This is a genomic window from Streptococcus oralis, from assembly GCF_001579525.1.
GTDB classification, from domain to species: domain Bacteria; phylum Bacillota; class Bacilli; order Lactobacillales; family Streptococcaceae; genus Streptococcus; species Streptococcus oralis_M.
This window is the reverse complement of sequence record NZ_KQ970788.1, coordinates 404161-427937: the sequence shown is the minus strand read 5'-3', so window position 1 is coordinate 427937 and position 23777 is coordinate 404161. Positions and strand designations below refer to the sequence as shown.

Genomic DNA, 23777 nt, shown 5'->3' with positions numbered 1-23777 from the left:
GTGGGGCTTCCCACTTTCTTCATTTCCAGAATAAGAATAGAAGGGACTTATGAAACACTTACTATCTTACTTCAAACCCTACATCAAAGAATCCATTTTGGCACCCTTGTTCAAGCTGCTAGAAGCTGTTTTTGAACTTTTGGTTCCCATGGTGATTGCTGGGATTGTTGACCAATCCTTGCCCCAGAGAGATCAAGGACACCTCTGGATGCAGATTGGCCTGCTCCTCGTCTTTGCAGTAATTGGCGTTTTAGTGGCCTTGGTAGCCCAGTTTTACTCAGCCAAGGATGCGGTTGGATTTGCCAAAGAACTGACAGACGACCTTTATCGTCATATTCTTTCCTTACCCAAGGATAGCAGAGATCGTTTGACAACTTCTAGCTTGGTGACCCGTTTGACTTCGGATACCTACCAGATTCAGACTGGGATTAATCAATTCCTGCGCCTCTTTTTGAGAGCGCCTATTATCGTTTTTGGAGCAATCTTTATGGCCTATCGCATCTCAGCTGAGCTGACTTTCTGGTTTTTGGTCATGGTTGTGATTTTGACAATCGTTATTGTTGGGCTCTCTCGTCTGGTCAATCCTCTCTACAGTGGTCTCAGAAAGAAAACGGACCAACTGGTTCAGGAAACGCGCCAGCAATTACAAGGGATGCGGGTGATTCGTGCTTTTGGGCAAGAAAAACGAGAGTTACAGATTTTTCAAACCCTTAACCAAGTTTATGCCAGATTACAAGAAAAAACAGGTTTCTGGTCTAGTTTACTAACCCCTCTGACCTATCTGATTGTTAATGGAACTCTTCTCGTCATCATCTGGCAGGGATATATTTCTATACAAGGAGGTTTACTCAGCCAAGGTGTTCTCATTGCCCTTATCAACTATCTCTTACAGATTTTGGTGGAATTGGTCAAACTAGCTATGCTGATCAATTCTCTCAACCAGTCCTATATCTCAGCTAAGCGAATCGAGGAAGTCTTTGCTGAAACTCCAGAAGATATCCATTCGGAGTTAGAACAAAAGCAAGCTACCAGTAATCAGGTTTTACAAGTCCAAGAATTGACCTTTACCTATCCTGATGCAGCCCAGCCTTCTCTGAGAGACATTTCCTTTGATATGACTCAAGGACAAATCCTTGGTATCATTGGAGGAACAGGTTCTGGTAAGTCAAGCTTGGTGCAAGTCTTACTTGGACTTTATCCAGCAGACAAGGGGAGCATTGACCTTTATCGAAATGGACGTAGTCCTCTTAATCTTGAGCAGTGGCGGTCTTGGATTGCCTATGTGCCCCAAAAGGTCGAACTCTTTAAAGGAACTATTCGTTCCAACTTGACTCTGGGTTTTAATCGAGAAGTGTCTGACCAGCAACTATGGCAGGTCTTGGAGATTGCGCAAGCTAAGGATTTTGTCAGTGAAAAGGAAGGACTCTTGGATGCCCTGGTTGAGGCAGGAGGTCGAAATTTCTCAGGTGGACAAAAACAAAGGCTGTCTATCGCACGAGCAGTCTTGCGCCAAGCTCCATTTCTCATCCTAGATGATGCGACCTCAGCCCTCGACACCATCACTGAGTCCAAGCTTTTGAAAGCTATTAGAGAGAACTTGCCAAATACGAGCTTAATCTTGATTTCTCAACGGACTTCGACACTTAGGATGGCAGACCAGATTCTCCTCTTGGAAAAAGGTGAGCTACTAGCTATTGGCAAGCACGAGGAATTGATGAAGACTAGCCAAGTCTATCGCGAAATCAATGCATCCCAACATGGAAAGGAGGACTAGCATGAAACGACAAACCGCAAACCAGACGCTCAAACGTTTGGCCATAGATTTAGCAAGCCATCCCTTCCTCCTTTTCCTAGCCTTTCTAGGAACTATTGCCCAAGTTGCTTTATCGATCTACCTACCTATCTTGATTGGGCAGGTCATTGACCAGGTTCTATTAGCTGATTCTTCACCAGTTTTTTGGCAGATTTTCATTCAGATGATTTTGGTAGTCATAGGAAATACTCTGGTACAATGGGTCAATCCTCTTCTTTATAATCGTCTAATCTTCTCTTATACCAGAGACTTGCGGGAGCGAATCATTCATAAGCTCCATCGGTTACCGATTGCTTTTGTGGATCGGCAGGGCAGTGGAGAGATGGTCAGTCGTGTGACCACAGACATAGAACAGTTGGCAGCTGGTTTGACCATGATTTTCAATCAATTTTTCATTGGAGTTTTGATGATTTTGGTTAGTATTCTAGCCATGCTCCAAATTCATCTCCTCATGACCCTCTTGGTCTTGCTGTTGACACCCCTGTCCATGGTGATTTCACGTTTTATTGCTAAACGCTCTTATCATCTCTTCCAGAAACAAACAGAGACCAGAGGGATTCAAACTCAGTTGATTGAAGAATCGCTTAGCCAGCAGACCATTATCCAGTCCTTTAATGCTCAGGAAGAGTTTGTCCAAAGACTGTACGAGGCGAATGCCAACTACGCAGGCTATTCTCAGTCAGCCATCTTTTATTCATCAACGGTTAATCCTTCGACTCGCTTTGTTAATGCACTCATCTATGCCCTTCTTGCTGGAGTGGGAGCCTATCGTATCATGATGGGTTCAACCTTGACTATTGGGCGTTTAGTGACTTTTTTGAACTATGTCCAGCAGTACACTAAGCCCTTTAACGATATTTCTTCGGTTCTAGCCGAATTGCAAAGTGCTCTCGCTTGTGCAGAGCGTGTTTATGCTGTCTTAGAGAGTCCTGAGGTGGCTGAAACAGGTAAGGAAGTCTTGACCAGTGACCAAGTCAAGGGTGCTATTTCCTTTAAACATGTCTCTTTTGGCTATCATCCTGAGAAGGTTTTGATTAAGGATTTGTCTATCGATATCCCAGCTGGTAGCAAGGTAGCCATCGTTGGTCCGACAGGTGCTGGTAAGTCAACTCTTATCAATCTCCTCATGCGTTTTTATCCCATTAACTCGGGAGATATCTTGTTAGATGGGAAATCCATTTATGATTATACCCGAGCATCATTGAGACAGCAGTTTGGCATGGTACTCCAAGAAACCTGGCTCAAGCAAGGAACCATTCATGACAATATTGCCTTTGGGAATCCTGATGCCAGTCGGGAGCAAGTGATTGCTGCTGCAAAGGCAGCCAATGCAGACTTTTTCATCCAACAGTTGCCACAGGGATACGATACCAAGTTGGAAAATGCAGGAGAATCTCTCTCTGTCGGCCAAGCCCAGCTCTTGACCATCGCCCGAGTCTTTCTAGCTATTCCAAAGATTCTTATCTTAGACGAAGCGACTTCTTCCATCGATACACGGACAGAAGTGCTAGTTCAGGATGCCTTTACCAAACTGATGAAGGGGCGCACAAGCTTTATCATTGCTCACCGTTTGTCAACTATTCAGGATGCGGATTTGATTCTTGTCTTGGTAGATGGTGATATTGTTGAGCATGGTAACCATCAGGATCTCATGGCTAGAAAGGACAAGTATTACCAAATGCAAAAGGTTGCAGCTTTTAGCTCTGAATAATCCTTTCTATTTTAAAATCTTATGAACGAAAAAAGTTGCCTTCGGGTGACTTTTTTGTTACAATAGCTAGAAAAATTATTCACTGTAAATTGTCTTATAGAAAAGGAGCCTATAATGAAAGTCTATCAGCATGTAAATATTGTGACTTGTGACAAAGATTTCCATGTTTATTTGGATAGTATCTTAGCCGTTAAGGACTCTCAAATCGTCTATGTCGGCCAAGAGGAGCCAGAGATTTTAGAGCAAGCTGAGCAGATTATAGACTATCAGGGAGCCTGGATCATGCCTGGTTTGGTCAATTGCCATACCCATTCTGCTATGACAGGTTTGCGAGGGATTCGGGATGACAGCAATCTCCACGAATGGCTCAATGACTTTATCTGGCCAGCAGAAGCAGGATTTACTCCCGACATGACTACCAAGGCGGTCAAAGAGGCTCTGACAGAAATGCTCCAGTCAGGAACAACAAGCTTCAACGATATGTATAATCCCAATGGTGTGGATATTGAGAGAATTTATCAGGCAGTCAAGGCGTCTAAGATGCGTTGTTATTTCTCACCGACCCTCTTTTCTTCAGAGGCAGAAACAACTGCTGAGACTATAAGCAGAACACGATCCATTATAGAAGAAATCTTAGGATATGAAAACCCAAATTTCAAGGTTATGGTAGCCCCTCATTCTCCCTACACCTGTAGTAAAGATTTGCTGGAAGAGAGCTTAGATATGGCAAAAGAGCTGAATATTCCTATCCATATCCATGTGGCGGAGACCAAGGAGGAATCAGGAATTATCCTGAAACGCTATGGCAAACGCCCCCTTACTTTTCTTGAAGAACTGGGTTATTTAGATCATCCGTCCGTCTTTGCTCACGGGGTCGAGTTAAACGAACGAGAAATTGAACGCTTGGCGACTTCTCATGTGGCTATCGCCCACAATCCTATCAGTAATCTAAAACTGGCCTCAGGAATCGCTCCAATCATCCAACTGCAAAAAGCAGGAGTAGCAGTCGGAATTGCGACTGACTCAGTTACTTCCAATAATAATCTAGATATGTTTGAGGAAGGACGGACCGCAGCCCTTCTTCAGAAAATGAAGAGTGGAGATGCCAGCCAATTCCCTATCGAGACAGCCCTTAAGGCACTGACGATCGAAGGAGCTAAGGTTCTAGGAATGGAAAAGCAGATAGGAAGCCTAGAAGTCGGCAAGCAGGCAGATTTTCTGGTCATTCAACCACAAGGAAAAATCCATCATCAACCTCAGAAAAATATGCTCTCTCATCTGGTTTATGCTGTCAAATCCAGTGATGTTGATGATGTTTATATCGCTGGAGAACAGGTGGTTAAGCAAGGCAAAGTTTTGACAGTAGAGATTTAAAAAAAGTTTGCAAAAATCTTGCATTCTTTTTTTGTCTATGCTATACTTATATACGGTTTGAAAAAACTGCCTAAGACAGTAGGGGAGCTCGACTCATAAATATCCTACCGAGGACAAAACGTATCATGTAAAAAGAAGCGTATTGTACTTTCGTGTCTAGGTTTGGGCGCGTTTTTCTTTTGGAAAAATTCCCCAAGCAAAATAATTACGGAGGTGAACACACTAATGAGTGAAGCAATTATTGCTAAAAAAGCGGAACTAGTTGACGTAGTAGCTGAAAAAATGAAAGCTGCTGCATCTATCGTCGTTGTAGACGCTCGTGGTTTGACAGTTGAGCAAGATACAGTTCTTCGTCGTGAGCTTCGTGGAAGCGAAGTTGAGTATAAAGTCATTAAAAACTCAATCTTACGTCGTGCAGCTGAAAAAGCTGGTCTTGAAGATCTTGCATCAGTATTTGTTGGACCATCTGCAGTAGCATTTTCTAACGAAGATGTTATCGCACCAGCGAAAATCTTGAACGACTTTGCTAAAAACGCTGAAGCACTTGAAATCAAAGGTGGTGCAATCGAAGGCGCTGTCGCATCTAAAGAAGAAATCGTTGCTCTTGCAACTCTTCCAAACCGCGAAGGACTTCTTTCTATGCTCCTTTCTGTACTTCAAGCGCCAGTGCGCAACGTTGCTCTTGCAGTCAAAGCGGTTGCAGACAACAAAGAAGACGCAGCTTAATCTTAAGCTACGCAGCGTAGCCTAGCTACGGAAAAACTATTATAAAATTAAAAACTTATTTGGAGGAAATAACAATGGCATTGAACATTGAAAACATTATTGCTGAAATTAAAGAAGCTTCAATCCTTGAATTGAACGACCTTGTAAAAGCTATCGAAGAAGAATTTGGTGTAACTGCAGCTGCTCCTGTAGCTGTTGCTGCAGCTGGTGCTGCTGACGCTGGTGCTGCTAAAGACTCATTTGACGTTGAGTTGACAGCTGCTGGTGACAAAAAAGTTGGCGTTATCAAAGTTGTGCGTGAAATCACTGGTCTTGGACTTAAAGAAGCTAAAGAACTTGTTGATGGTGCACCAGGTGTCATCAAAGAAGGCGTTCCAACTGCAGAAGCTGAAGAAATCAAAGCTAAATTGGAAGAAGCTGGAGCTTCAGTTACTCTTAAATAATAGAGCAACTACTTTTGTAGCTTGAAAACATGATTAAACCGCTATTCGTAAGAGTAGAGGTTTTTCTTTTTGTTCAAGAAGGGGTAAAAAAAGGGGCAAACTAATTATATAGTTTATCTAGGAGACAAACAACTTTTGAATAATAGGCTTTCTATAAAAAATGATCCAAGTTTTTACCCTTCAGGATTTATTTTCTTTCTAGTATCATCATTCCTATTAACAGTAGAAAAGTAAGTTTTTAATTTATTGATACTCCGGATATTATAATCTCAGTATTAAAGAACTTTATTGAAGGTAATTTTCGAACGGTTTGAGGTAATTTCAATGAAATTTTAATAGATATTTCAATTTTCTTCTTGACTCTGACCTTAGGGGAGGGTGTATACTGGTGAAAATTAGAAAAGGAGATTACTATGAAAATTAATATGATTCGTTCGGATAAAGTTTATCAAGAGATGCTCGAACTTCCTTTAGAAAAGAGAGAGGGCTGTTTTCGAGCTAAAATATTAGCACCTTTTGCAATCAAATACCAAACTCAACATATTCCTCTGAAAGCCAAGTATCCCGGAGGATTTGATGCTCTATTCCTACTTGGTTTTATGAATCAGCTACCCGGCACTCTGTCAGAAAAGGATAGACCGGCTATTGATGCTCTGAGCTCTGATCAACTCTGGCAAAATTGTCAAGGTACCATCAAGAGGAGTATCGGTCTTTTTGAGCAGGCTGGCTATGATTTAGAGGTTGAGGATTATCATTTTACTATTTTATTGGGCAATCCAGAAAAGCCTATGTTGCAGCTCAATAAGGGTTATAGCGGAGATGGTGGAATTCCAGGCTACCTCATGCTTAGTCTGCTACCAAATGACTATACTTTACCACGTGTGCAGGCTGCGTTGGCTCACGAGTGCAATCACAATGTCCGCTTTCGATTTGTCAAATGGAACCAGCAGACGACACTAGCAGACTGGGTAGTCAGTGAAGGATTGGCAGAGTCTTTTGCTGCTGAGCTCTATGGCAAAGATCTCATTGGGCCTTGGGTCACTTCAACCAGTCCAGAGCAGTTAGAAGAGATTAAGCCCATCATCTCCAGTCAGCTTCAGCTAACGGGGATGGCGGAAATGGCACCATATCTCTATGGTGATGAAATCGCGGAGATACAGGGTCAAATTCCGGTTGGTATGCCTTATGCTGTGGGCTATGCTTATGGTTATCATCTGATACAAGCTTATCTGAAAAAGACTGGCAAGAGCATTATTGAGGCTACTGTGACATCAACGGAAGAGATTCTAGAGGCGACGAAAGACTTTTGGAAATGACACTTTTGCTTGCAAATCTGCCAGAGTTTGATATAATGTAGGTAATTTTTGGAGGTGACTATATGCACTATAAAAGAGTTGAATTAAAAGTCACAAATCAGGGTATCCATGAGCGCAAGATTTTTCAAGGTGTTAAGATTTTCAGTCGTAGTAAGTTGTCCAAAGATCAGAAAAGCATTCTAACACAGAGGCTTTACCTGACTCCGAAGCAGAATATCGTTTACTATCAGCGAACAGATGTCAACTATGACCAGAACTGGCATCATCATAAGGACTATTATGAATTAGCTTATGGTCAGATGGATAGAGAGACGGTTTTTAAGGTTTGCCAAGATTTTGACGAACTAAGCCCTTTTCTGGAAAATGAGCTGCTGGAGAAGCTAAAAGAAAAGCAGATAGCAGGCAAATTTTTTGAAAAATTAGATATATAAAAATCCGGCTGCTTTGATAAGCAGTCGGATTTCTTCTAGTTTGATAGTGCTTAAACAATACCTTTACTATCATAGCCTAGGCTACATTTTTAAAAGTTGTTTTAGCTGTGTTGAGGGTGTTGGTACTGATGCCCTCAACTCGACCAGAGTATATTGATATCTATTCATCTAATGAGAGGGATTTTATCATCCAGATATTCATAGCTGGGTGGCCGACGGCGTTAGAAAGTGGTTCTTGCAGTGATGTGAAACCGTAGTGTTGATAGATGGCTACGGCCGTAGCCAGTTCAGTAGAGGTTTCTAGATAAAGTTGTTCATAACCTGCTAGGCGGGCTTCATGAAATATCCGCTTTATCAACCTGCTGGAATAACCTTTGCCACGGCTATTTTTAGTGACATACAGTTTTTGTAATTCAGCAATCTTATCAGACACAGGTGCAAAGCCACCACAGCCAACCAGCTGACCTTCATCTTCCAGAATAAAGTAAGCTGCTCTCTCTTGCTGTTGATAGTAGTCGGCCAAATGATCTAGATGAGAATCAAAGTAGACAGTTCCAGGTTTGTCAAGCCCGAATTCTTCAAGACTAGCTCGAATGAGCTGCGCTACAGCTGGATTATCTCTTACTTCCATTGGCCGTAAGTTCATCATTTGTCCTCCGATAGGATGTATCGACTAATTAAACAATACCTTGTGCAATCATAGCGTTTGCTACGTTTTCGAAGGCAGCAATATTTGCTCCTGCAAGGTAGTCAGTACCAAGTCCGTATGTTTCAGCAGTTGTTTTAGCTGTGTTGAAGATGTTTGTCATGATGTCTTTGAGGCGTCCATCAACTTCTTCACGTGTCCATGAGAGGCGAAGGCTGTTTTGGCTCATTTCAAGCGCTGATACAGCTACACCACCAGCGTTAGCAGCTTTGGCAGGTCCGTAAAGGATTCCGTTTTCTTTGTAGACTTTAATCGCATCAAGGTCACTAGGCATGTTAGCACCTTCAGATACACAGATAACGCCTTGAGCAACCAAACGTTTAGCTGCGTCACCATTGATTTCGTTTTGAGTCGCACATGGAAGAGCGATGTCGTAGTTACCAGCGTAAGTCCATACAGAACCTTCATGGTAAGTTGCAGTTGCTTTCTCAGCTGCATACTCAGTCAAACGAGCACGGCGTTTTTCTTTAACATCTGTAAGAAGGTCGAAGTCGATACCATTTTCATCGATGACATAACCGTTTGAGTCAGATACAGAGATGACAGTAGCGCCGAGTTCAGTTGCTTTTTGAAGAGCATATTGAGCTACGTTACCAGAACCTGAAATAACCACTTTCTTACCAGCAAAACTGTTACCATTAGCTTTGAGCATTTCTTCAGTGTAGTAAACCAAACCATAACCAGTTGCTTCTGGACGAATCAAGCTACCACCAAATCCAAGAGGTTTACCAGTCAAGACACCCGCATCAAATTGGTTAAGACGTTTGTATTGTCCGTAAAGGTAACCAATTTCGCGTCCTCCAACACCGATATCACCAGCAGGTACGTCAAGTGATGGTCCGATGTATTTTTGCAATTCAGTCATGAAGCTTTGGCAGAAGCGCATCACTTCAGCATCAGTCTTCCCTTTAGGATCGAAGTCTGATCCACCTTTACCTCCACCGATTGGAAGTCCAGTCAAAACGTTTTTAAAGATTTGTTCGAAGCCGAGGAATTTCAAAATCCCTTGGTTTACAGTTGGGTGGAAACGAAGTCCGCCTTTATATGGTCCAACAGCTGAGTTGAATTGAACACGGTAACCACGGTTGACTTGGACTTTTCCATCACGGTCAACCCAAGGAACTCGGAAAGAAATTACGCGCTCAGGCTCAGTGATACGTGCCAAGATGTTTTCTTCGATATACTCGGGATGTTTTTCAAATACAGGTTCCAAAGTGCTGAAGAATTCTTCAACCGCCTGGAGAAATTCAGCCTCATGCCCGTTACGAGCTTTCACAGTTGCAAACACGCTTTGGATATAGTCTTTAGCAGATGTCATATCGTTCTCCTTTTGTTGTTATATTTTATTACATGAGCCATTATAGCAGAATTTTTTTTGAGTGTAAAGAAAAAAACAGAAATTTTCTAAAAATTCTTTCAATTTACAAAACCGAACGTTTTATATAGAAATTAGTTTCTCAAAGAGAAAATCTTAAAGTATGGTATAATATTAGAAATAAAAGGAATCTGGAGGATCAGAATCATGGTATCAACGAAAACACAAATAGCTGGCTTTGAGTTTGACAATTGCTTGATGAATGCAGCGGGTGTGGCTTGTATGACGATAGAAGAGCTTGAAGGAGTCAAAAACTCAGCGGCGGGTACTTTTGTTACGAAGACTGCGACCTTGGACTTTCGTCAGGGCAATCCTGAGCCACGATACCAGGATGTTCCACTTGGTTCTATCAACTCCATGGGCTTGCCAAATAATGGCTTAGACTACTATTTGAACTATCTTTTGGACTTGCAGGAAAAAGAGCCAAACCGAACTTTCTTCCTATCTCTAGTTGGCATGTCTCCAGAAGAAACACATACCATCTTGAAAAAAGTGCAAGAGAGTGAATTCAAAGGACTGACAGAGCTTAATCTCTCTTGTCCAAATGTTCCAGGAAAACCTCAGATTGCTTATGATTTTGAGACAACAGATTATATCTTGGCAGAAGTATTTGCCTACTTTACCAAACCTCTTGGAATCAAATTGCCACCTTATTTTGATATTGTTCACTTTGATCAAGCGGCAGCTATTTTCAACAAATATCCACTCAAGTTTGTTAACTGTGTTAATTCTATCGGAAATGGTCTCTATATTGAAGATGAGTCTGTCGTGATTCGTCCCAAAAATGGATTTGGTGGGATTGGTGGAGAATACATCAAGCCAACAGCTCTAGCGAATGTTCATGCCTTTTACCAACGTTTAAATCCCCAAATCCAAATCATCGGAACGGGTGGCGTTCTTACGGGTCGTGATGCCTTTGAACATATCCTCTGCGGTGCGAGTATGGTGCAAGTAGGGACCACTCTTCACAAAGAAGGTATCAGTGCTTTTGAACGCATTACCAATGAACTAAAAGGAATCATGGAAGAAAAAGGTTATGAGAACTTAGAAGATTTCCGTGGGAAATTGCGCTACATTGATTAAAGTTACTAAAAAATCAGAAGAAAGGAGAGAAGATGCTAGCTATTGAAGACAGTCAGAAGTTGACTTTATCAAATCTATCTAGCTTGAATCTATTTACAGGGACAGACCAGGGTCAGTTTGAAGTTATGAAGAGTCAAGTGTTGAAACAGATTGGTTATGATCCAGCTGATCTCAACTTTGCTTACTTTGATATGAAAGAAGTAGCTTATAAAGACTTAGAGTTGGAGCTGGTCAGTCTCCCTTTCTTTGCGGATGAGAAAATCGTGATATTAGACCATTTTGTCGATATCACAACAGTCAAGAAACGCTTTTTAACAGATGATGAGCTCAAGTCGTTTGAGGCATACCTTGATAACCCTTCGCCAACAACCAAGTTATTGATATTTGCAGAAGGAAAGCTAGATAGTAAGAGACGGCTGGTCAAATTGCTCAAACGAGATGCGACTGTCTTTGATGCTATTGAACCTAAGGAACAAGAACTCCGCCAGTATTTCCAAAAATGGAGTCAGACACAAGGTCTGCAGTTTGCAGAAAAGTCTTTTGAAAATCTACTCATCAAATCTGGTTTTCAATTTAGTGAAATCCAGAAAAACCTCCTCTTTTTACAGTCTTATAAGTCAGATGGCCTGATTGAGGAGAAGGACATTGCCGAGGCTATTCCAAAGACCTTGCAGGACAACATTTTTGATTTGACTCAGCTTATTTTAGCTAAGAAGATTGACCTGGCCCGTGACTTGGTTAGAGATTTGACCTTGCAAGGGGAAGACGAAATCAAGCTCATAGCTGTCATGTTAGGACAGTTTCGTACCTTTACCCAAGTGAAGATTTTATCAGAGACTGGTCAGACGGAATCGCAGATTGTAAGCAGTTTGGGAACTTACTTGGGGCGCAATCCTAATCCTTATCAAATCAAGTTTGCATTGAGAGATTCGAGAGGGATTTCCTTAGATTTTCTCAAGCGAGCGATTTCTTATTTGATTGAAACAGACTATCAGATTAAGACAGGTATCTATGAAAAAGGTTACTTGTTTGAAAAGGTACTTTTGCAGATCGCGGCAGAGGCAAATTGAGCAAAAAACTTGAAAAAAGAGGATGATTGCGTTATCATTTTCATATAGAAAGAAAAAGAGGTATTACAGATGGCTATTATCTTACCAGACCTTCCATACGCATACGACGCCTTGGAACCATACATCGATGCTGAAACAATGCACTTGCACCATGACAAACACCACCAAACTTATGTCAACAATGCAAATGCAGCTCTTGAAAAACACCCTGAAATCGGTGAAGACCTTGAAGCTTTGCTTGCTGATGTAGACTCTATCCCAGCTGACATCCGTCAAGCGCTTATCAATAACGGTGGGGGACACTTGAACCACGCTCTTTTCTGGGAATTGATGACTCCTGAAAAGACTGCTCCTTCAGCAGAACTTGCAGCAGCAATTGACGCAACATTTGGTTCATTTGAAGAGTTCCAAGCAGCCTTTACAGCAGCAGCTACAACTCGCTTTGGTTCTGGCTGGGCATGGTTGGTTGTCAACAAAGAAGGAAAGCTTGAAGTAACTTCAACAGCAAACCAAGACACACCAATCTCAGAAGGTAAAAAACCTATCTTGGGCTTGGATGTTTGGGAACATGCTTACTATGTGAAATACCGCAACGTGCGTCCTGACTACATCAAAGCTTTCTTCTCAGTAATCAACTGGAATAAGGTAGATGAGCTTTACGCAGCAGCAAAATAATGAAATAGGGAGGGAAGAGTCAATCTTCTCTTTTTAAGGTTATCAAGCAGATGTCTGACAGAATCGTCAGACTTTTTTCATTTTCAGGATATTCGTGCCAACTTGTAGAAAATATGGTAAAATAGAGTGTTAAGTAATCACGGAAAAGGAAGACTATGCGTAAAGAAATTGCACCTGAATTATACAATTATAACAAGTTTCCTGGCCCAGAATTTCAGGTAAATGGGGATAAGGTTGAGACTGAAGGGATTGCTTTTACCTTGGTTGAAAATATCAAGGATGCCTTCGATGTGACCGTCTTTAATCAACGCTTCTCAGAAGTGTTGACCAAGTTTGATTATGTCGTAGGGGACTGGAGCAATGAACAGCTTCGCCTACGCGGTTTTTACAAAGACGAACGTACTGAGGAAAAAATTGAAAAGATTAGTCGCTTACAGGATTATCTTTTAGAGTATTGTAGTTATGGTTGTGCTTATTTTGTCCTAGAAAACCAAGCACCTAAGCGTGCGTCGTTTGACAAGAAAATGCGTAAAAAGGAAGAGAAAAACCTTCCTAGAAGAGGAAAGAAACCTTCGCAAAACAAGAGAAAACCAAATGCGGATAAGAGAAATAGACGTCGTCATAAAGACCAAAAGTCTCAGAAAGAGGACAAGGGACAGCGCCATTTTGTCATTCGTCAGAAATAGATAGAGAATAAGGAGAAGAGATGAAACCGTCTATTTATAGTTTAACACGTCAAACCATGCAAGAATGGGTATTAGAACAAGGAGAAAAGAAATTCCGTGCAGATCAGATCTGGGAATGGCTCTACCGTAAACGTGTCCAGTCCTTTGAAGAAATGACCAACCTTTCCAAGGGTTTGATTGCCAAGCTCAATGAGCAGTTTGTCGTAAATCCTTTGAAACAACGAATTGTGCAAGAGTCAGCTGACGGTACTGTTAAGTATCTTTTTGAGTTGCCAGATGGTATGTTGATTGAGACTGTGTTGATGCGTCAACACTATGGTTTATCAGTCTGTGTTACCACACAGGTGGGATGTAACATTGGTTGTACCTTCTGTGCATCAGGTTTGATTAAGAAGCAACGTGATCTTAATAACGGTGAAATCGTAGCGCAGATCATGTTGGTTCAGAAATACTTTGATGAGCGTGGGCAGGACGAGCGTGTCAGTCATATTGTTGTCATGGGAATTGGAGAACCATTTGATAACTACAACAATGTTTTGAATTTCGTCCGTACCATCAATGATGACAAGGGGATGGCAATCGGTGCTCGTCACATCACTGTTTCTACGTCAGGTTTGGCCCATAAAATTCGTGACTTTGCTAATGAAGGAGTACAGGTTAATCTGGCTGTGTCTCTTCACGCACCAAACAATGAATTGCGCTCAAGTATCATGAAGATTAACCGTGCCTTTCCGATTGAAAAGCTCTTTGCAGCTATTGAGTACTATATCGAAACAACCAATCGCCGTGTGACCTTTGAATACATCATGCTCAATGAAGTCAACGATGGTGTTGAACAAGCCTTGGAATTGGCTGAGTTGCTCAAGAACATCAAGAAATTGTCTTATGTAAACTTGATTCCCTATAATCCCGTTAGTGAGCATGACCAATATAGCCGTAGTCCTAAAGAGCGCGTGATGGCCTTCTACGATACCCTCAAGAAAAAAGGGGTCAACTGTGTTGTCCGTCAAGAGCATGGTACAGATATTGATGCAGCTTGTGGACAATTACGCTCCAATACAATGAAACGTGATCGCCAGAAGGCAGTCGCAGCGGTAAATCCATAAAATGACTAAAAAAAGAGAATTAATCTTAAGATTGGGAGTGGCTGTCTACAGCCTTTGCATTGTCTGTTTTTGCTTCACTCCGCAGCCTCAACTTCCTACAGGAGTGGAAACTCCAGGTATTCAAACTTTTGGACGCCTGGTTTTTCTTTTAACTCCCTTTAACTCCCTTTGGAATCTAGGTGAACTAACCAGTTTGGGACAAGTCATTTGGATCTTTTTGCAGAACATTTTGAATGTCTTCTTGCTTTTCCCGCTAGTCTTTCAACTGATCTATCTCTGTCCAAACTTGCGACAAACCAAAAAAATCATCCTTCTCAGCTTTCTACTGAGCCTAGGAATCGAGTGTACGCAGCTGGTCTTAGACTTTTTCTTTGATTTTAATCGCGTCTTTGAGATTGATGATTTGTGGACTAATACCCTGGGAGGCTATCTGGCTTGGGTTCTCTATAAAGGACTGCATAAAAACAAGATAAGGAATTAGAATGAGTATTTTAGAAGTTAAAAATTTGAGTCACGGTTTTGGTGATCGTGCAATTTTTGAAGATGTGTCTTTCCGTCTCCTCAAGGGAGAGCATATCGGTCTAGTTGGTGCTAACGGTGAAGGAAAATCAACCTTTATGAGCATCGTGACTGGTAAGATGTTGCCAGATGAAGGGAAGGTGGAGTGGTCCAAATATGTGACTGCTGGCTATCTGGATCAGCACGCTGTGCTAAAGGAAGGTCAAACCGTGCGTGATGTCTTGCGTACAGCCTTTGATGAGCTATTTAAAGCAGAAGCTCGTATCAATGACCTCTATATGGAAATGGCAGAAGACGGGGCGGATATTGATGCACTCATGGAAGAAGTAGGAGAGCTCCAAGACCGTTTGGAGAGTCGAGATTTCTATACCTTGGATGCTAAGATTGATGAAGTGGCGCGTGCCCTCGGTGTCATGGACTATGGTATGGATACAGACGTAACAGCCTTGTCAGGTGGACAAAGAACCAAGGTACTCTTGGCTAAACTTCTCCTTGAAAAGCCTGATATCTTGTTGCTTGATGAGCCAACCAACTACTTGGATGCTGAACATATTGACTGGCTCAAGCGTTATCTCCAAAACTATGAGAATGCCTTTGTCCTTATTTCACATGATATTCCTTTCCTCAACGACGTAATCAATATCGTCTATCATGTGGAAAATCAGCAGTTGACTCGCTATTCTGGAGACTACTACCAGTTCCAAGAAGTCTATGCTATGAAGAAATCTCAGTTAGAAGCGGCCTATGAACGTCAGCAGAAAGAGATTGCGGACCTCAAGGACTTTGTCGCTCGAAACAAAGCCCGTGTTGCAACACGTAACATGGCCATGTCTCGTCAAAAGAAACTCGATAAGATGGATATCATCGAACTTCAAAGTGAGAAGCCAAAACCATCCTTTGATTTCAAACCGGCTCGTACACCTGGGCGCTTTATCTTCCAAGCCAAGGACTTGCAGATTGGTTATGACCGTCCCCTTACCAAGCCTTTAAACCTCACCTTTGAACGCAATCAAAAGGTTGCTATTATTGGGGCAAATGGTATCGGGAAAACAACTCTCCTGAAGTCTCTCTTGGGCATTATTCCACCAATCGCTGGAGAAGTCGAACGTGGCGACTACCTAGAACTTGGTTATTTTGAGCAGGAAGTAGAAGGGGGAAATCGCCAAACACCACTAGAGGCTGTCTGGAATGCCTTTCCAGCACTCAATCAGGCGGAAGTCCGTGCGGCCCTTGCCCGTTGTGGGTTGACAACTAAGCACATTGAAAGTCAGATTCAGGTCTTATCAGGTGGGGAACAAGCCAAGGTGCGTTTCTGTCTCTTGATGAACCGTGAAAACAACGTTTTAGTGCTGGACGAGCCGACCAACCACTTGGATGTAGATGCCAAGGATGAACTCAAACGCGCTCTCAAAGAATACAAGGGATCGATTCTTATGGTCTGTCACGAACCAGACTTTTATGAAGGCTGGATGGACCAAATCTGGGACTTTAACAAGCTAACTTAAAAGCAGTAAAAAAGCCAAGTTGAAATGACTTGGCTTTTTTGACTAGTAATTTAAATAGTTTTCAACTTCAGATTTCTCAATTTCTTTACCGTAGTGGCAAATCGGACAAGAAACGAAGTAACTTTTACCATAAGGAAAAAGTGGAATCCAGTAGAGGGTGAACTTGCGTCCAGTTTCGACAATTTCCCACATGTCGACATTGTTACAGTGACCACATTCGATCGCAGTTTGCGTATGTCCCAAATCTTTTTGATAACCTTTAGAACCCCAAAATAAAATCATGTCATCGTCTCCTTATATGTTGATGGCTTATTTTTTGCTGAAATCGTAGTCTTTCACCACTTCGATACTATCAATGGTGATAGCAGACGTTGGTTTGTCTTTCTCATCTTTTTCAGCCTTGGCAATCTTGTCAACAATATCCATGCCATCGATGACTTGACCAAAGACAGGGTGTTTGCCGTCTAGACTTGGATTTCCACCTTCTTTATAGGCTTCGATGATTTTCTTTGGATACTTGCTGGTAGGGAGTTTAGCTGAAATATCTGTTGAGTTTTGGTTGATGAAGAACTGGCTACCGTTGGTGTTTGGTTGACCAGTGTTAGCCATAGCAAGGGCTCCTCGGATATTGTATAGGTAAGGAGAGATTTCATTTTTGAAACCTGTTCCCTTGTCCTTTGTTTTATCCTTATCATGCCAGATAGATTGGCCCCCTGTACCATCTCCCTTAGGATCTCCAGTTTGGACCATAAATCCATCAATGACACGGTGGAAGCTGATGCCGTTATAATAGCCTTCCTTAGCGTGAGTAAGGAAGTTTTCAACTGCTAGTGGTGCTAGTTTTGGAAAGAGTTTGATGCGGATATCGCCTTGATTTGTGTGTAAAATGACCTCAGCTTCGTCTTCAGCAACTTCCTTAGAAAGTTGAGGGAAGTTGGCATTTTCATTGGTCAAAGCGTCATTCAAATCTTTGGCAGCCTGAGCAGCCGCTTTTGAGCTTTCTTCAGCTGAGATGCTGGAGTCGACATATTCATCACCACGGAGACCACGTTGGATACTAGTACATCCAGCAAGGGCTACAGTTGATAGTAAAAGAAGGGTTGCTAGTTTTTTCATTGTTAACCTCTCAAAAATTCATTTCTACCATTGTACCTTAAAAGGAGCTTGATTTCAAATGTAAAAGATTTTACTAAAAATTTCTAGTAGTTAAAAAAATCAAAACTCTGTCAAGTTTTTTTCTTGACACCTGTCAGAAATCTGCTATAATAGAATATGTGCTAAATAGCTCAGCTATTTCACCGAAATAAAAAAATAAGAAAAGAGACATTAAAAAATGGCAGTTAAAATCCGTTTGACTCGTATGGGTTCTAAGAAAAAACCTTTCTACCGTATCAACGTAGCAGACTCACGTTCACCACGTGACGGACGTTTTATCGAAACAGTTGGGACTTACAACCCACTTGTTGCTGAAAACCAAGTAACTTTGAAAGAAGACCGCGTTCTTGCATGGTTGGCTGATGGAGCTCAACCTTCAGATACAGTTCGCAATATCCTTTCAAAAGAAGGCGTATTGAAAAAATTCCACGATTCTAAATTCTCAAAATAAGTTTAAAGTAGGTTGACAGATGGATACGATTGAAAATCTCATTATTGCGATTGTGAAACCTTTGATTTCACAACCTGATGCCTTAACTATCAAGATTGAAGACACACCAGAGTTTTTGGAGTATCACTTGGATCTTGACCAAAGCGATGTCGGTCGTGTTATCGGTCGTAAGGGTCGCACTATCTCAGCGATAAGAACGATTGTCTACTCTGTCCCAACTGAAGACAAAAAAGTAAGAATCGTTATCGATGAAAAATAAAAAAAGCGGGACAGATGTCTCGTTTTTTTGTGAGGAGGAGAAGATGAAGGATTTAACGTTTAGACAATTACAAGCTTACTTACTCGAACATTACCAGCAATCTCGGACTGAGGAAGGCCTCTTTATCAAGCTAGTGGAGGAAGTCGGAGAAGTAGCTGAGGTCTTGAATGGGCGCTCTGGTCGAAAAGAGGGTGTCCATGACTCAAATGAGGAACTAGCCAAAGAACTGGCAGATATTATTCACTACACTGTCGCAATTGCGGCCATCAACGACATTGACCTAACCAAAACCATCTTTGACAAAGATAAGAAGGCTGCCATTAAGTACCAACATGAACGGGATTTGGAAGAATTTTTGGATAACTTCTAAGAGAACTAGGAGTAATCTCTTTTCACTAATATGAAAGGTGTCTCCTAGCTTACGCTAGCTAGTAAGAAAGAATGAGAAAGCAATGAGACCAGAGGATTATGCATGGAATGAGTTTGAACGAACTGCCTATAAGACTAAAATGAATCACCTACCCAGTCCTTACAAAGTTGCCATTTGGGACGACTCTGAGAAAAGATTGGAACTAGAACAAATACTGGATAGACTTCCTCAGAAAGAACTAGCTCGATGGGCATTAGAGAACTCGCGAGATTTCTTATCTTTAATTGATATCGGTGATGAAGGTGAGAAAAATAAAATAATTCGGCAAGCTTATGAGGCTTTTGATGCACGATTGAGAAATGAGTTCTCACCTCATGAGTTGAGAAAAGCAGGTTTCGCAGCAAATCTCCTCTCTAAAAATGCCCAAAATCAAATCGCTAAGTACGCTGCCAGAGTCTTTGTACAGGCTATTTCAACAGCCCATATGAGAGGACACGCCATCGTTTCCGCGGATTATGCTATCAAAGTAAGGAATCTCCAAGAGGCAGACAAGCTAGAACTTGTGAGAAAAGAACGAGAAAAGCAGATCAGACTGGCTGAATCCTTTTTAGCTAATGTAATAGATAAACGGTGAAAGAAGGCATAAAATACCAATCCTAGAAATAGCATCTAGGATTTTACTATGCTAAAATGGAAAGACAGTCTCAAAGAATTCTAGTCGATCTATCTTGAGAATAGCTATTTTTAAAGGGAGTAACAATCTATGAACGAGAAAACAAAAGCATACCTAGCAGCTTTATCTTTTTCAGCCATCATTGGATTTTCTTTTTTATTTACAAAGATTGCTTTGAGCTATGCCAGTCCTCTCACCAACTTAGCGCATCGCTATACAATCGCAGCTTTGGTATTGGTCGTCCTTCATCAAACCAAACTTATCAAAGTAAGTTTAAGTAGAAAAGATATCCTTTCTATTCTCCCTATGAGCCTTTTCTATCCACTCCTCTTTTTTATTTTCCAATCCTTTGCTCTACAGTATATATCGTCTTCTGAAGCGGGAATTTTACAAGCGCTTGTCCCGATTTTTACTCTCCTTTTAGCATCAGTCTTTCTCAAGGAAAAGACAAGCTTGCTTCAAAAGTTCTTTTTAATTTTATCCGTAGCAGGAGTAGTTTTCATTTTCCTTAGCAAAGGAGCAAACTTTAGCACTGAGACTGCTAGCTTGGGCTTTCTCTTGATGTTGGGATCTGTTCTCGCCAATGCGATAAACAATATTCTCAGCAAGGCTAAAGGAGGCCACTATCGGGCCATGGATATGACAGCTGTCGTGATATTTGTTGGCTTCGTCACCTTTAATATGCTAAGCCTGACCTTGCACTATCTAGATGGCAACATATTAGCCTATGTAGAGCCGCTTGGACAGCTACCCTATCTGCTTTCCATCCTCTATTTGGGAATTCTAGCCTCTATCGTGACTGGTAGTCTCTCTATCTATGCTATTGTTCGACTTGGAGCATCAACCGTCAGTGTCTTTGGTAATCTTGGAACAGTTTTGACTATTCTAGCTGGGGCTCTTATCCTCCACGAACCAATTTATAGTTACCATGTGATAGGGGCTGCTCTGATTATTGCTGGAATTTTAGGCATGAATCTGATGAGAAAAAAGTAAAGATTGCTTAGCAGTCTTTTTCTTTATCCAAATGATGCAGAAGATTCAAAATTTTTAATAAAATCAAGTTTAGAAAACCATGATTTTAATATAGCATGATAAAATAGATAAAAAGAATGATATCAGGATAAAGAGGAGGGAGTGTAGAAATGAAGCCAAATGATATTGCTGAAGCTATTGCTTTTTATAACAGAGAACCCGAGGTGTTGGAACGTCACCTTATAGCAGTCGTAGATTGTGATTTGGTTGTTTATCATCGTCCTGGAAACGCAAGTAAAGGCCACATTATTTTCTATCATGGAGCTTGTGGACGTAGTCAGATGTGGGCCCACCAGTATGATGCCTTTGAAGGATTTGACCTCTATTTTGTCAATGTTAGAGGGCAGGGTGAATCACCTATGAAAGTTGGCCTACCCGACTTGGAAGGCGCTGTTCAAGATGTAGATGCTATTTTGTCCTATTTCCAGCTAGATAAGGTGATATTGGTTGGTCATTCTTGGGGAGGAAATCCACTTCAAGAGTACACCTATCGCCATCCAGAAAGAGTTCTAGCCTTGGTCATGATAGATAGTTGGGGACAGCATCGTTACCTATCAGATAAAGAAAGAGGTCGAATCAAATATAGTTCTCTTATGTATAAAACGATTCCTTGGAAGGTGATTGCAGATAAAAACTCAAAAATGTGTACAGATAATCCTATCACAAGAGAATTAGTCAAGACTGCCATTATAGAAACTGGGCGAGATGTTTTCTTGAACCTTGGAATCACAGGTTTCTTGGCAGTCCATGAGATAGAAGGATATGAAGGAAATCCTCCCATGCTATTAGTAAGAGGAGAAAATGATTTTCCCAAACACCTAAAAATAATCTATGATGGTATCATTGCTCTAAATCCCAATGCGCGTCAAGTAACGATTTCAGACAGCAAACACCAACCGATGAATGACCATCCTAAAGAGTTTAATCAGATAGTTGGTGAATTTTTTGAAGAAGTAGTAGCCTTGTAAGATAGGATCTATCCAACTTGTGAAAATCCCTAGAACGTGATAAAATAAAGGATAGAAACAAATACAGGAGACAAGATGAACTACTTTAATGTTGGGAAAATCGTCAATACGCAGGGTTTGCAGGGTGAGATGCGAGTCTTGTCTGTGACGGATTTTGCTGAAGAACGGTTTAAAAAGGGAGCAGAGCTGGCTTTATTTGATGAAAAAGATCAGTTTGTCCAAACAGTGACCATCGCTAGCCACCGTAAGCATAAGAATTTTGACATTATCAAATTCAAAGATATGTACCATATCAATGCGATTGAAAAGTACAAGGGTTACAGTCTCAAGGTCGCTGAGGAAGATTTAAACGATTTAGATGATGGAGAATTCTATTATCACGAGATTATCGGTTTGGAAGTTTACGAGGGAGATAACTTGATAGGAACTATCAAGGAAATCCTACAACCAGGTGCCAACGATGTCTGGGTGGTCAAACGAAAAGGTAAGCGTGATTTGCTTTTACCTTATATTCCGCCAGTAGTTCTCAATGTTGATATTCCAAACAAGCGGGTCGAAGTGGAAATCTTAGAAGGATTAGACGATGAAGATTGATATTTTAACCCTCTTTCCTGAGATGTTTTCTCCGCTGGAACACTCGATTGTTGGGAAGGCTCGAGAAAAAGGGCTCTTGGAGATTCAGTACCATAATTTCAGAGAATATGCTGAAAAGGCCCGTCATGTTGACGATGAACCTTACGGAGGCGGTCAGGGGATGTTGCTCCGAGCTCAACCCATTTTCGATGCCTTTGATGCTATTGAAAAGAAAAATCCCCGTGTCATTCTTCTTGATCCTGCTGGAAAACAGTTCGATCAAGCTTACGCTGAAGATTTGGCCCAGGAAGAGGAACTGATCTTTATCTGTGGTCACTATGAAGGGTATGACGAGCGCATCAAGACCTTGGTAACCGATGAAATTTCCCTAGGAGACTATGTCTTGACTGGTGGTGAATTGGCAGCCATGACTATGATTGATGCGACCGTGCGCTTGATTCCAGAAGTGATTGGTAAGGAGTCTAGTCACCAGGATGATAGCTTCTCTTCGGGACTTCTTGAATATCCTCAGTACACTCGCCCTTATGACTATCGAGGCATGGTCGTGCCAGATGTGCTCATGAGTGGACACCATGAAAAGATTCGCCAGTGGCGACTGTATGAGAGCCTAAAGAAAACCTATGAGCGTAGACCTGACCTGCTAAAAAACTATCAACTGACAGCCGAAGAAGAAAAGATGCTGGCTGAAATCAAAGAAAACAAAGAATAAAGGAGAACCTTATGCAAGTAATCAAACGTAATGGAGAAATTGCTGAATTTGATCCAGATAAAATTTACCAAGCTGTCCTAAAAGCAGCTCAAACAGTTTATGTTTTGACCGATGACCTGCGTCAAAACCTAGCGCAAGTTACTAAAAAAGTCGTTTTGGACTTGGAAGAAGCAAAAGTAGAACGTGCTACTATCAGCATGATCCAATCAATGGTCGAGCACCGCTTACTTGGAGCTGGCTACATTACCATTGCAGAACACTATATCTCTTATCGCTTGCAACGCGATTTGGAGAGAAGTGGTTATGGCGACCATATCGCAGTTCACCTTCATTTTGAACAAATCCGTTAAGAAAAAGAGTGGGGTGCAAAGAACATCTCACTCTTTCTTAAATAGACTTTTCTGAGCTTTTTGTACGGTTGAGGGAACAAAACGAAGTCGTTTAATATCACTGATACGAATGATTCGGGTTACGTTTTTTGAAAAATTTTTGACGATAATTTGTTGGCGAATAGCATCGTGTTTGACAATATCACCCGTAAAACTTGTCTCAGCAAGTATAACATGAACAGCCGTCTTTTTCTGGATGGCTTGTTCAATCATAGTAGTGAGGGAGTTGTCCTTGATTTGAGGATGATTATCATTCCCATTGAGAAAACCATGTAGTTTATCTAGAACTAGTTTGAATGTCTGTCTCATAGAATCCTCCCTTCTTATCTATCCATATTATATAAAAATTTCCTAAAATCCACAAGGTTTTTACGAATAGACTATAGAAAGCATATCACATAAAGGAGTTAAAATGGCAGAATTTACATTTGAAATCGAAGAACACTTGCTCACCTTGTCTGAAAATGACAAAGGATGGACAAAAGAACTAAATCGCGTTAGCTTTAATGGTGCCCCTGCAAAGTTTGACATTCGCGCTTGGAGCCCAGACCATACCAAAATGGGCAAAGGAATCACGCTTTCCAATGAAGAATTTCAGGTAATGGTCGATGCCTTTAAAGGGCAACAATAAAAAGAAT

At 41.4% G+C, this 23777-nt stretch carries 29 protein-coding genes and 1 other annotated feature; of the genes, 24 read left to right on the top strand and 5 right to left on the bottom strand.

Annotated features, from left to right (window positions below; all coding sequences use genetic code 11):
* The first annotated feature begins 49 nt into the window (after window positions 1–49).
* The 7 genes from SORDD25_RS02095 to SORDD25_RS02065 all read left to right on the top strand — a co-directional run bounded on the left by SORDD25_RS02095 (window position 50) and on the right by SORDD25_RS02065 (window position 7814).
* A complete protein-coding gene (locus SORDD25_RS02095) occupies window positions 50–1774 on the top strand; it encodes an ABC transporter ATP-binding protein (RefSeq protein WP_061852442.1) in 1725 nt (574 codons plus the stop codon).
* Between the two features lies 1 nt (window position 1775).
* Window positions 1776–3524, top strand: a complete 1749-nt coding sequence (locus SORDD25_RS02090) for an ABC transporter ATP-binding protein (RefSeq protein ID WP_061852441.1) — start codon at window positions 1776–1778, stop codon at window positions 3522–3524.
* A 114-nt stretch (window positions 3525–3638) separates the two neighbouring features.
* Complete coding sequence (locus SORDD25_RS02085) at window positions 3639–4898, top strand: TRZ/ATZ family protein (protein ID WP_061852440.1); 1260 nt, start codon at window positions 3639–3641, stop codon at window positions 4896–4898.
* 51 nt (window positions 4899–4949) lie between these two features.
* Window positions 4950–5085, top strand: a sequence feature (ribosomal protein L10 leader region).
* Window positions 5086–5123: 38 nt separating this feature from the next.
* Window positions 5124–5624: a 50S ribosomal protein L10 gene (gene rplJ / locus SORDD25_RS02080; protein ID WP_001287274.1), complete on the top strand. Its 501-nt coding sequence runs from the start codon at window positions 5124–5126 to the stop codon at window positions 5622–5624.
* Window positions 5625–5698: 74 nt separating this feature from the next.
* On the top strand, window positions 5699–6067 hold the full coding sequence (gene rplL / locus SORDD25_RS02075) for a 50S ribosomal protein L7/L12 (protein WP_001196964.1): 369 nt from the start codon (window positions 5699–5701) through the stop codon (window positions 6065–6067).
* 413 nt (window positions 6068–6480) lie between these two features.
* Window positions 6481–7383 carry a DUF2268 domain-containing putative Zn-dependent protease gene (locus SORDD25_RS02070; RefSeq protein ID WP_061852439.1) on the top strand — a complete coding sequence of 301 codons (903 nt, stop codon included), beginning with the start codon at window positions 6481–6483 and terminating at the stop codon, window positions 7381–7383.
* A 62-nt stretch (window positions 7384–7445) separates the two neighbouring features.
* A complete protein-coding gene (locus SORDD25_RS02065; RefSeq protein ID WP_061852438.1) occupies window positions 7446–7814 on the top strand; it encodes an EXLDI protein in 369 nt (122 codons plus the stop codon).
* Between the two features lie 160 nt (window positions 7815–7974).
* Here SORDD25_RS02065 and SORDD25_RS02060 read toward each other — a convergent pair whose 3' ends face one another.
* Together SORDD25_RS02060 and gdhA are read right to left on the bottom strand one after the other, a co-directional pair.
* A complete protein-coding gene (locus SORDD25_RS02060; protein WP_061852437.1) occupies window positions 7975–8460 on the bottom strand; it encodes a GNAT family N-acetyltransferase in 486 nt (161 codons plus the stop codon).
* 31 nt (window positions 8461–8491) lie between these two features.
* Window positions 8492–9838, bottom strand: a complete 1347-nt coding sequence (gene gdhA, locus SORDD25_RS02055; protein ID WP_061852436.1) for an NADP-specific glutamate dehydrogenase — start codon at window positions 9836–9838, stop codon at window positions 8492–8494.
* A 204-nt stretch (window positions 9839–10042) separates the two neighbouring features.
* On the opposite strand from gdhA, the gene SORDD25_RS02050 reads away from it, so the two are divergent.
* From SORDD25_RS02050 to SORDD25_RS02020, 7 genes are all read left to right on the top strand, one after another.
* Window positions 10043–10978 carry a dihydroorotate oxidase gene (locus SORDD25_RS02050; RefSeq protein ID WP_061852435.1) on the top strand — a complete coding sequence of 312 codons (936 nt, stop codon included), beginning with the start codon at window positions 10043–10045 and terminating at the stop codon, window positions 10976–10978.
* A 32-nt stretch (window positions 10979–11010) separates the two neighbouring features.
* Complete coding sequence (gene holA / locus SORDD25_RS02045) at window positions 11011–12048, top strand: DNA polymerase III subunit delta (RefSeq protein WP_061852434.1); 1038 nt, start codon at window positions 11011–11013, stop codon at window positions 12046–12048.
* Between the two features lie 69 nt (window positions 12049–12117).
* Window positions 12118–12723: a superoxide dismutase SodA gene (gene sodA, locus SORDD25_RS02040; RefSeq protein WP_000974728.1), complete on the top strand. Its 606-nt coding sequence runs from the start codon at window positions 12118–12120 to the stop codon at window positions 12721–12723.
* 155 nt (window positions 12724–12878) lie between these two features.
* A complete protein-coding gene (locus tag SORDD25_RS02035; protein WP_061852433.1) occupies window positions 12879–13409 on the top strand; it encodes a YutD family protein in 531 nt (176 codons plus the stop codon).
* Between the two features lie 20 nt (window positions 13410–13429).
* Complete coding sequence (gene rlmN / locus SORDD25_RS02030) at window positions 13430–14515, top strand: dual-specificity RNA methyltransferase RlmN (RefSeq protein WP_061852432.1); 1086 nt, start codon at window positions 13430–13432, stop codon at window positions 14513–14515.
* Window position 14516: 1 nt separating this feature from the next.
* Complete coding sequence (locus tag SORDD25_RS02025; protein ID WP_061852431.1) at window positions 14517–14996, top strand: VanZ family protein; 480 nt, start codon at window positions 14517–14519, stop codon at window positions 14994–14996.
* Between the two features lies 1 nt (window position 14997).
* The gene (locus tag SORDD25_RS02020; RefSeq protein WP_000025359.1) at window positions 14998–16539 is read left to right on the top strand and encodes an ABC-F family ATP-binding cassette domain-containing protein; all 1542 of its coding nucleotides are present in this window, start codon (window positions 14998–15000) and stop codon (window positions 16537–16539) included.
* A gap of 42 nt (window positions 16540–16581) precedes the next feature.
* On the opposite strand, the gene SORDD25_RS02015 is transcribed toward SORDD25_RS02020, so the two are convergent.
* Together SORDD25_RS02015 and SORDD25_RS02010 are read right to left on the bottom strand one after the other, a co-directional pair.
* Window positions 16582–16821, bottom strand: coding sequence for a zinc-ribbon domain-containing protein (locus SORDD25_RS02015; RefSeq protein ID WP_081103630.1), 240 nt, complete (start codon window positions 16819–16821; stop codon window positions 16582–16584).
* Between the two features lie 27 nt (window positions 16822–16848).
* Window positions 16849–17655, bottom strand: coding sequence for a peptidylprolyl isomerase (locus tag SORDD25_RS02010; RefSeq protein WP_061852430.1), 807 nt, complete (start codon window positions 17653–17655; stop codon window positions 16849–16851).
* A 217-nt stretch (window positions 17656–17872) separates the two neighbouring features.
* Here SORDD25_RS02010 and rpsP point away from each other — a divergent pair, with 217 nt between their 5' ends.
* From rpsP to SORDD25_RS01965, 9 genes are all read left to right on the top strand, one after another.
* A complete protein-coding gene (gene rpsP, locus SORDD25_RS02005; protein ID WP_000268760.1) occupies window positions 17873–18145 on the top strand; it encodes a 30S ribosomal protein S16 in 273 nt (90 codons plus the stop codon).
* Between the two features lie 19 nt (window positions 18146–18164).
* On the top strand, window positions 18165–18404 hold the full coding sequence (kphA, locus tag SORDD25_RS02000) for an RNA-binding protein KphA (protein WP_000379617.1): 240 nt from the start codon (window positions 18165–18167) through the stop codon (window positions 18402–18404).
* Window positions 18405–18447: 43 nt separating this feature from the next.
* On the top strand, window positions 18448–18774 hold the full coding sequence (locus tag SORDD25_RS01995) for a MazG nucleotide pyrophosphohydrolase domain-containing protein (RefSeq protein ID WP_061852429.1): 327 nt from the start codon (window positions 18448–18450) through the stop codon (window positions 18772–18774).
* 82 nt (window positions 18775–18856) lie between these two features.
* Window positions 18857–19408, top strand: coding sequence for a putative immunity protein (locus SORDD25_RS01990; RefSeq protein ID WP_061852428.1), 552 nt, complete (start codon window positions 18857–18859; stop codon window positions 19406–19408).
* A 129-nt stretch (window positions 19409–19537) separates the two neighbouring features.
* Window positions 19538–20440: a DMT family transporter gene (locus SORDD25_RS01985; RefSeq protein WP_061852427.1), complete on the top strand. Its 903-nt coding sequence runs from the start codon at window positions 19538–19540 to the stop codon at window positions 20438–20440.
* A 149-nt stretch (window positions 20441–20589) separates the two neighbouring features.
* On the top strand, window positions 20590–21447 hold the full coding sequence (locus SORDD25_RS01980) for an alpha/beta fold hydrolase (RefSeq protein ID WP_061852426.1): 858 nt from the start codon (window positions 20590–20592) through the stop codon (window positions 21445–21447).
* A 75-nt stretch (window positions 21448–21522) separates the two neighbouring features.
* Window positions 21523–22041 carry a ribosome maturation factor RimM gene (gene rimM, locus SORDD25_RS01975; protein ID WP_061852425.1) on the top strand — a complete coding sequence of 173 codons (519 nt, stop codon included), beginning with the start codon at window positions 21523–21525 and terminating at the stop codon, window positions 22039–22041.
* Entirely contained in the window at window positions 22031–22750 is a 720-nt protein-coding gene (gene trmD / locus SORDD25_RS01970) for a tRNA (guanosine(37)-N1)-methyltransferase TrmD (RefSeq protein ID WP_061852424.1), read from the top strand. The genes rimM and trmD overlap by 11 nt, the downstream gene beginning before the upstream one ends.
* 11 nt (window positions 22751–22761) lie before the next feature.
* Entirely contained in the window at window positions 22762–23100 is a 339-nt protein-coding gene (locus SORDD25_RS01965) for an ATP cone domain-containing protein (protein ID WP_001196045.1), read from the top strand.
* A gap of 27 nt (window positions 23101–23127) precedes the next feature.
* Here the strand turns inward: SORDD25_RS01965 and SORDD25_RS01960 are convergent, their stop codons facing one another.
* Window positions 23128–23448, bottom strand: a complete 321-nt coding sequence (locus tag SORDD25_RS01960) for a hypothetical protein (RefSeq protein WP_061852423.1) — start codon at window positions 23446–23448, stop codon at window positions 23128–23130.
* 103 nt (window positions 23449–23551) lie between these two features.
* On the opposite strand from SORDD25_RS01960, the gene SORDD25_RS01955 reads away from it, so the two are divergent.
* Complete coding sequence (locus tag SORDD25_RS01955) at window positions 23552–23770, top strand: YdbC family protein (RefSeq protein ID WP_000807417.1); 219 nt, start codon at window positions 23552–23554, stop codon at window positions 23768–23770.
* Window positions 23771–23777 lie beyond the last annotated feature (7 nt).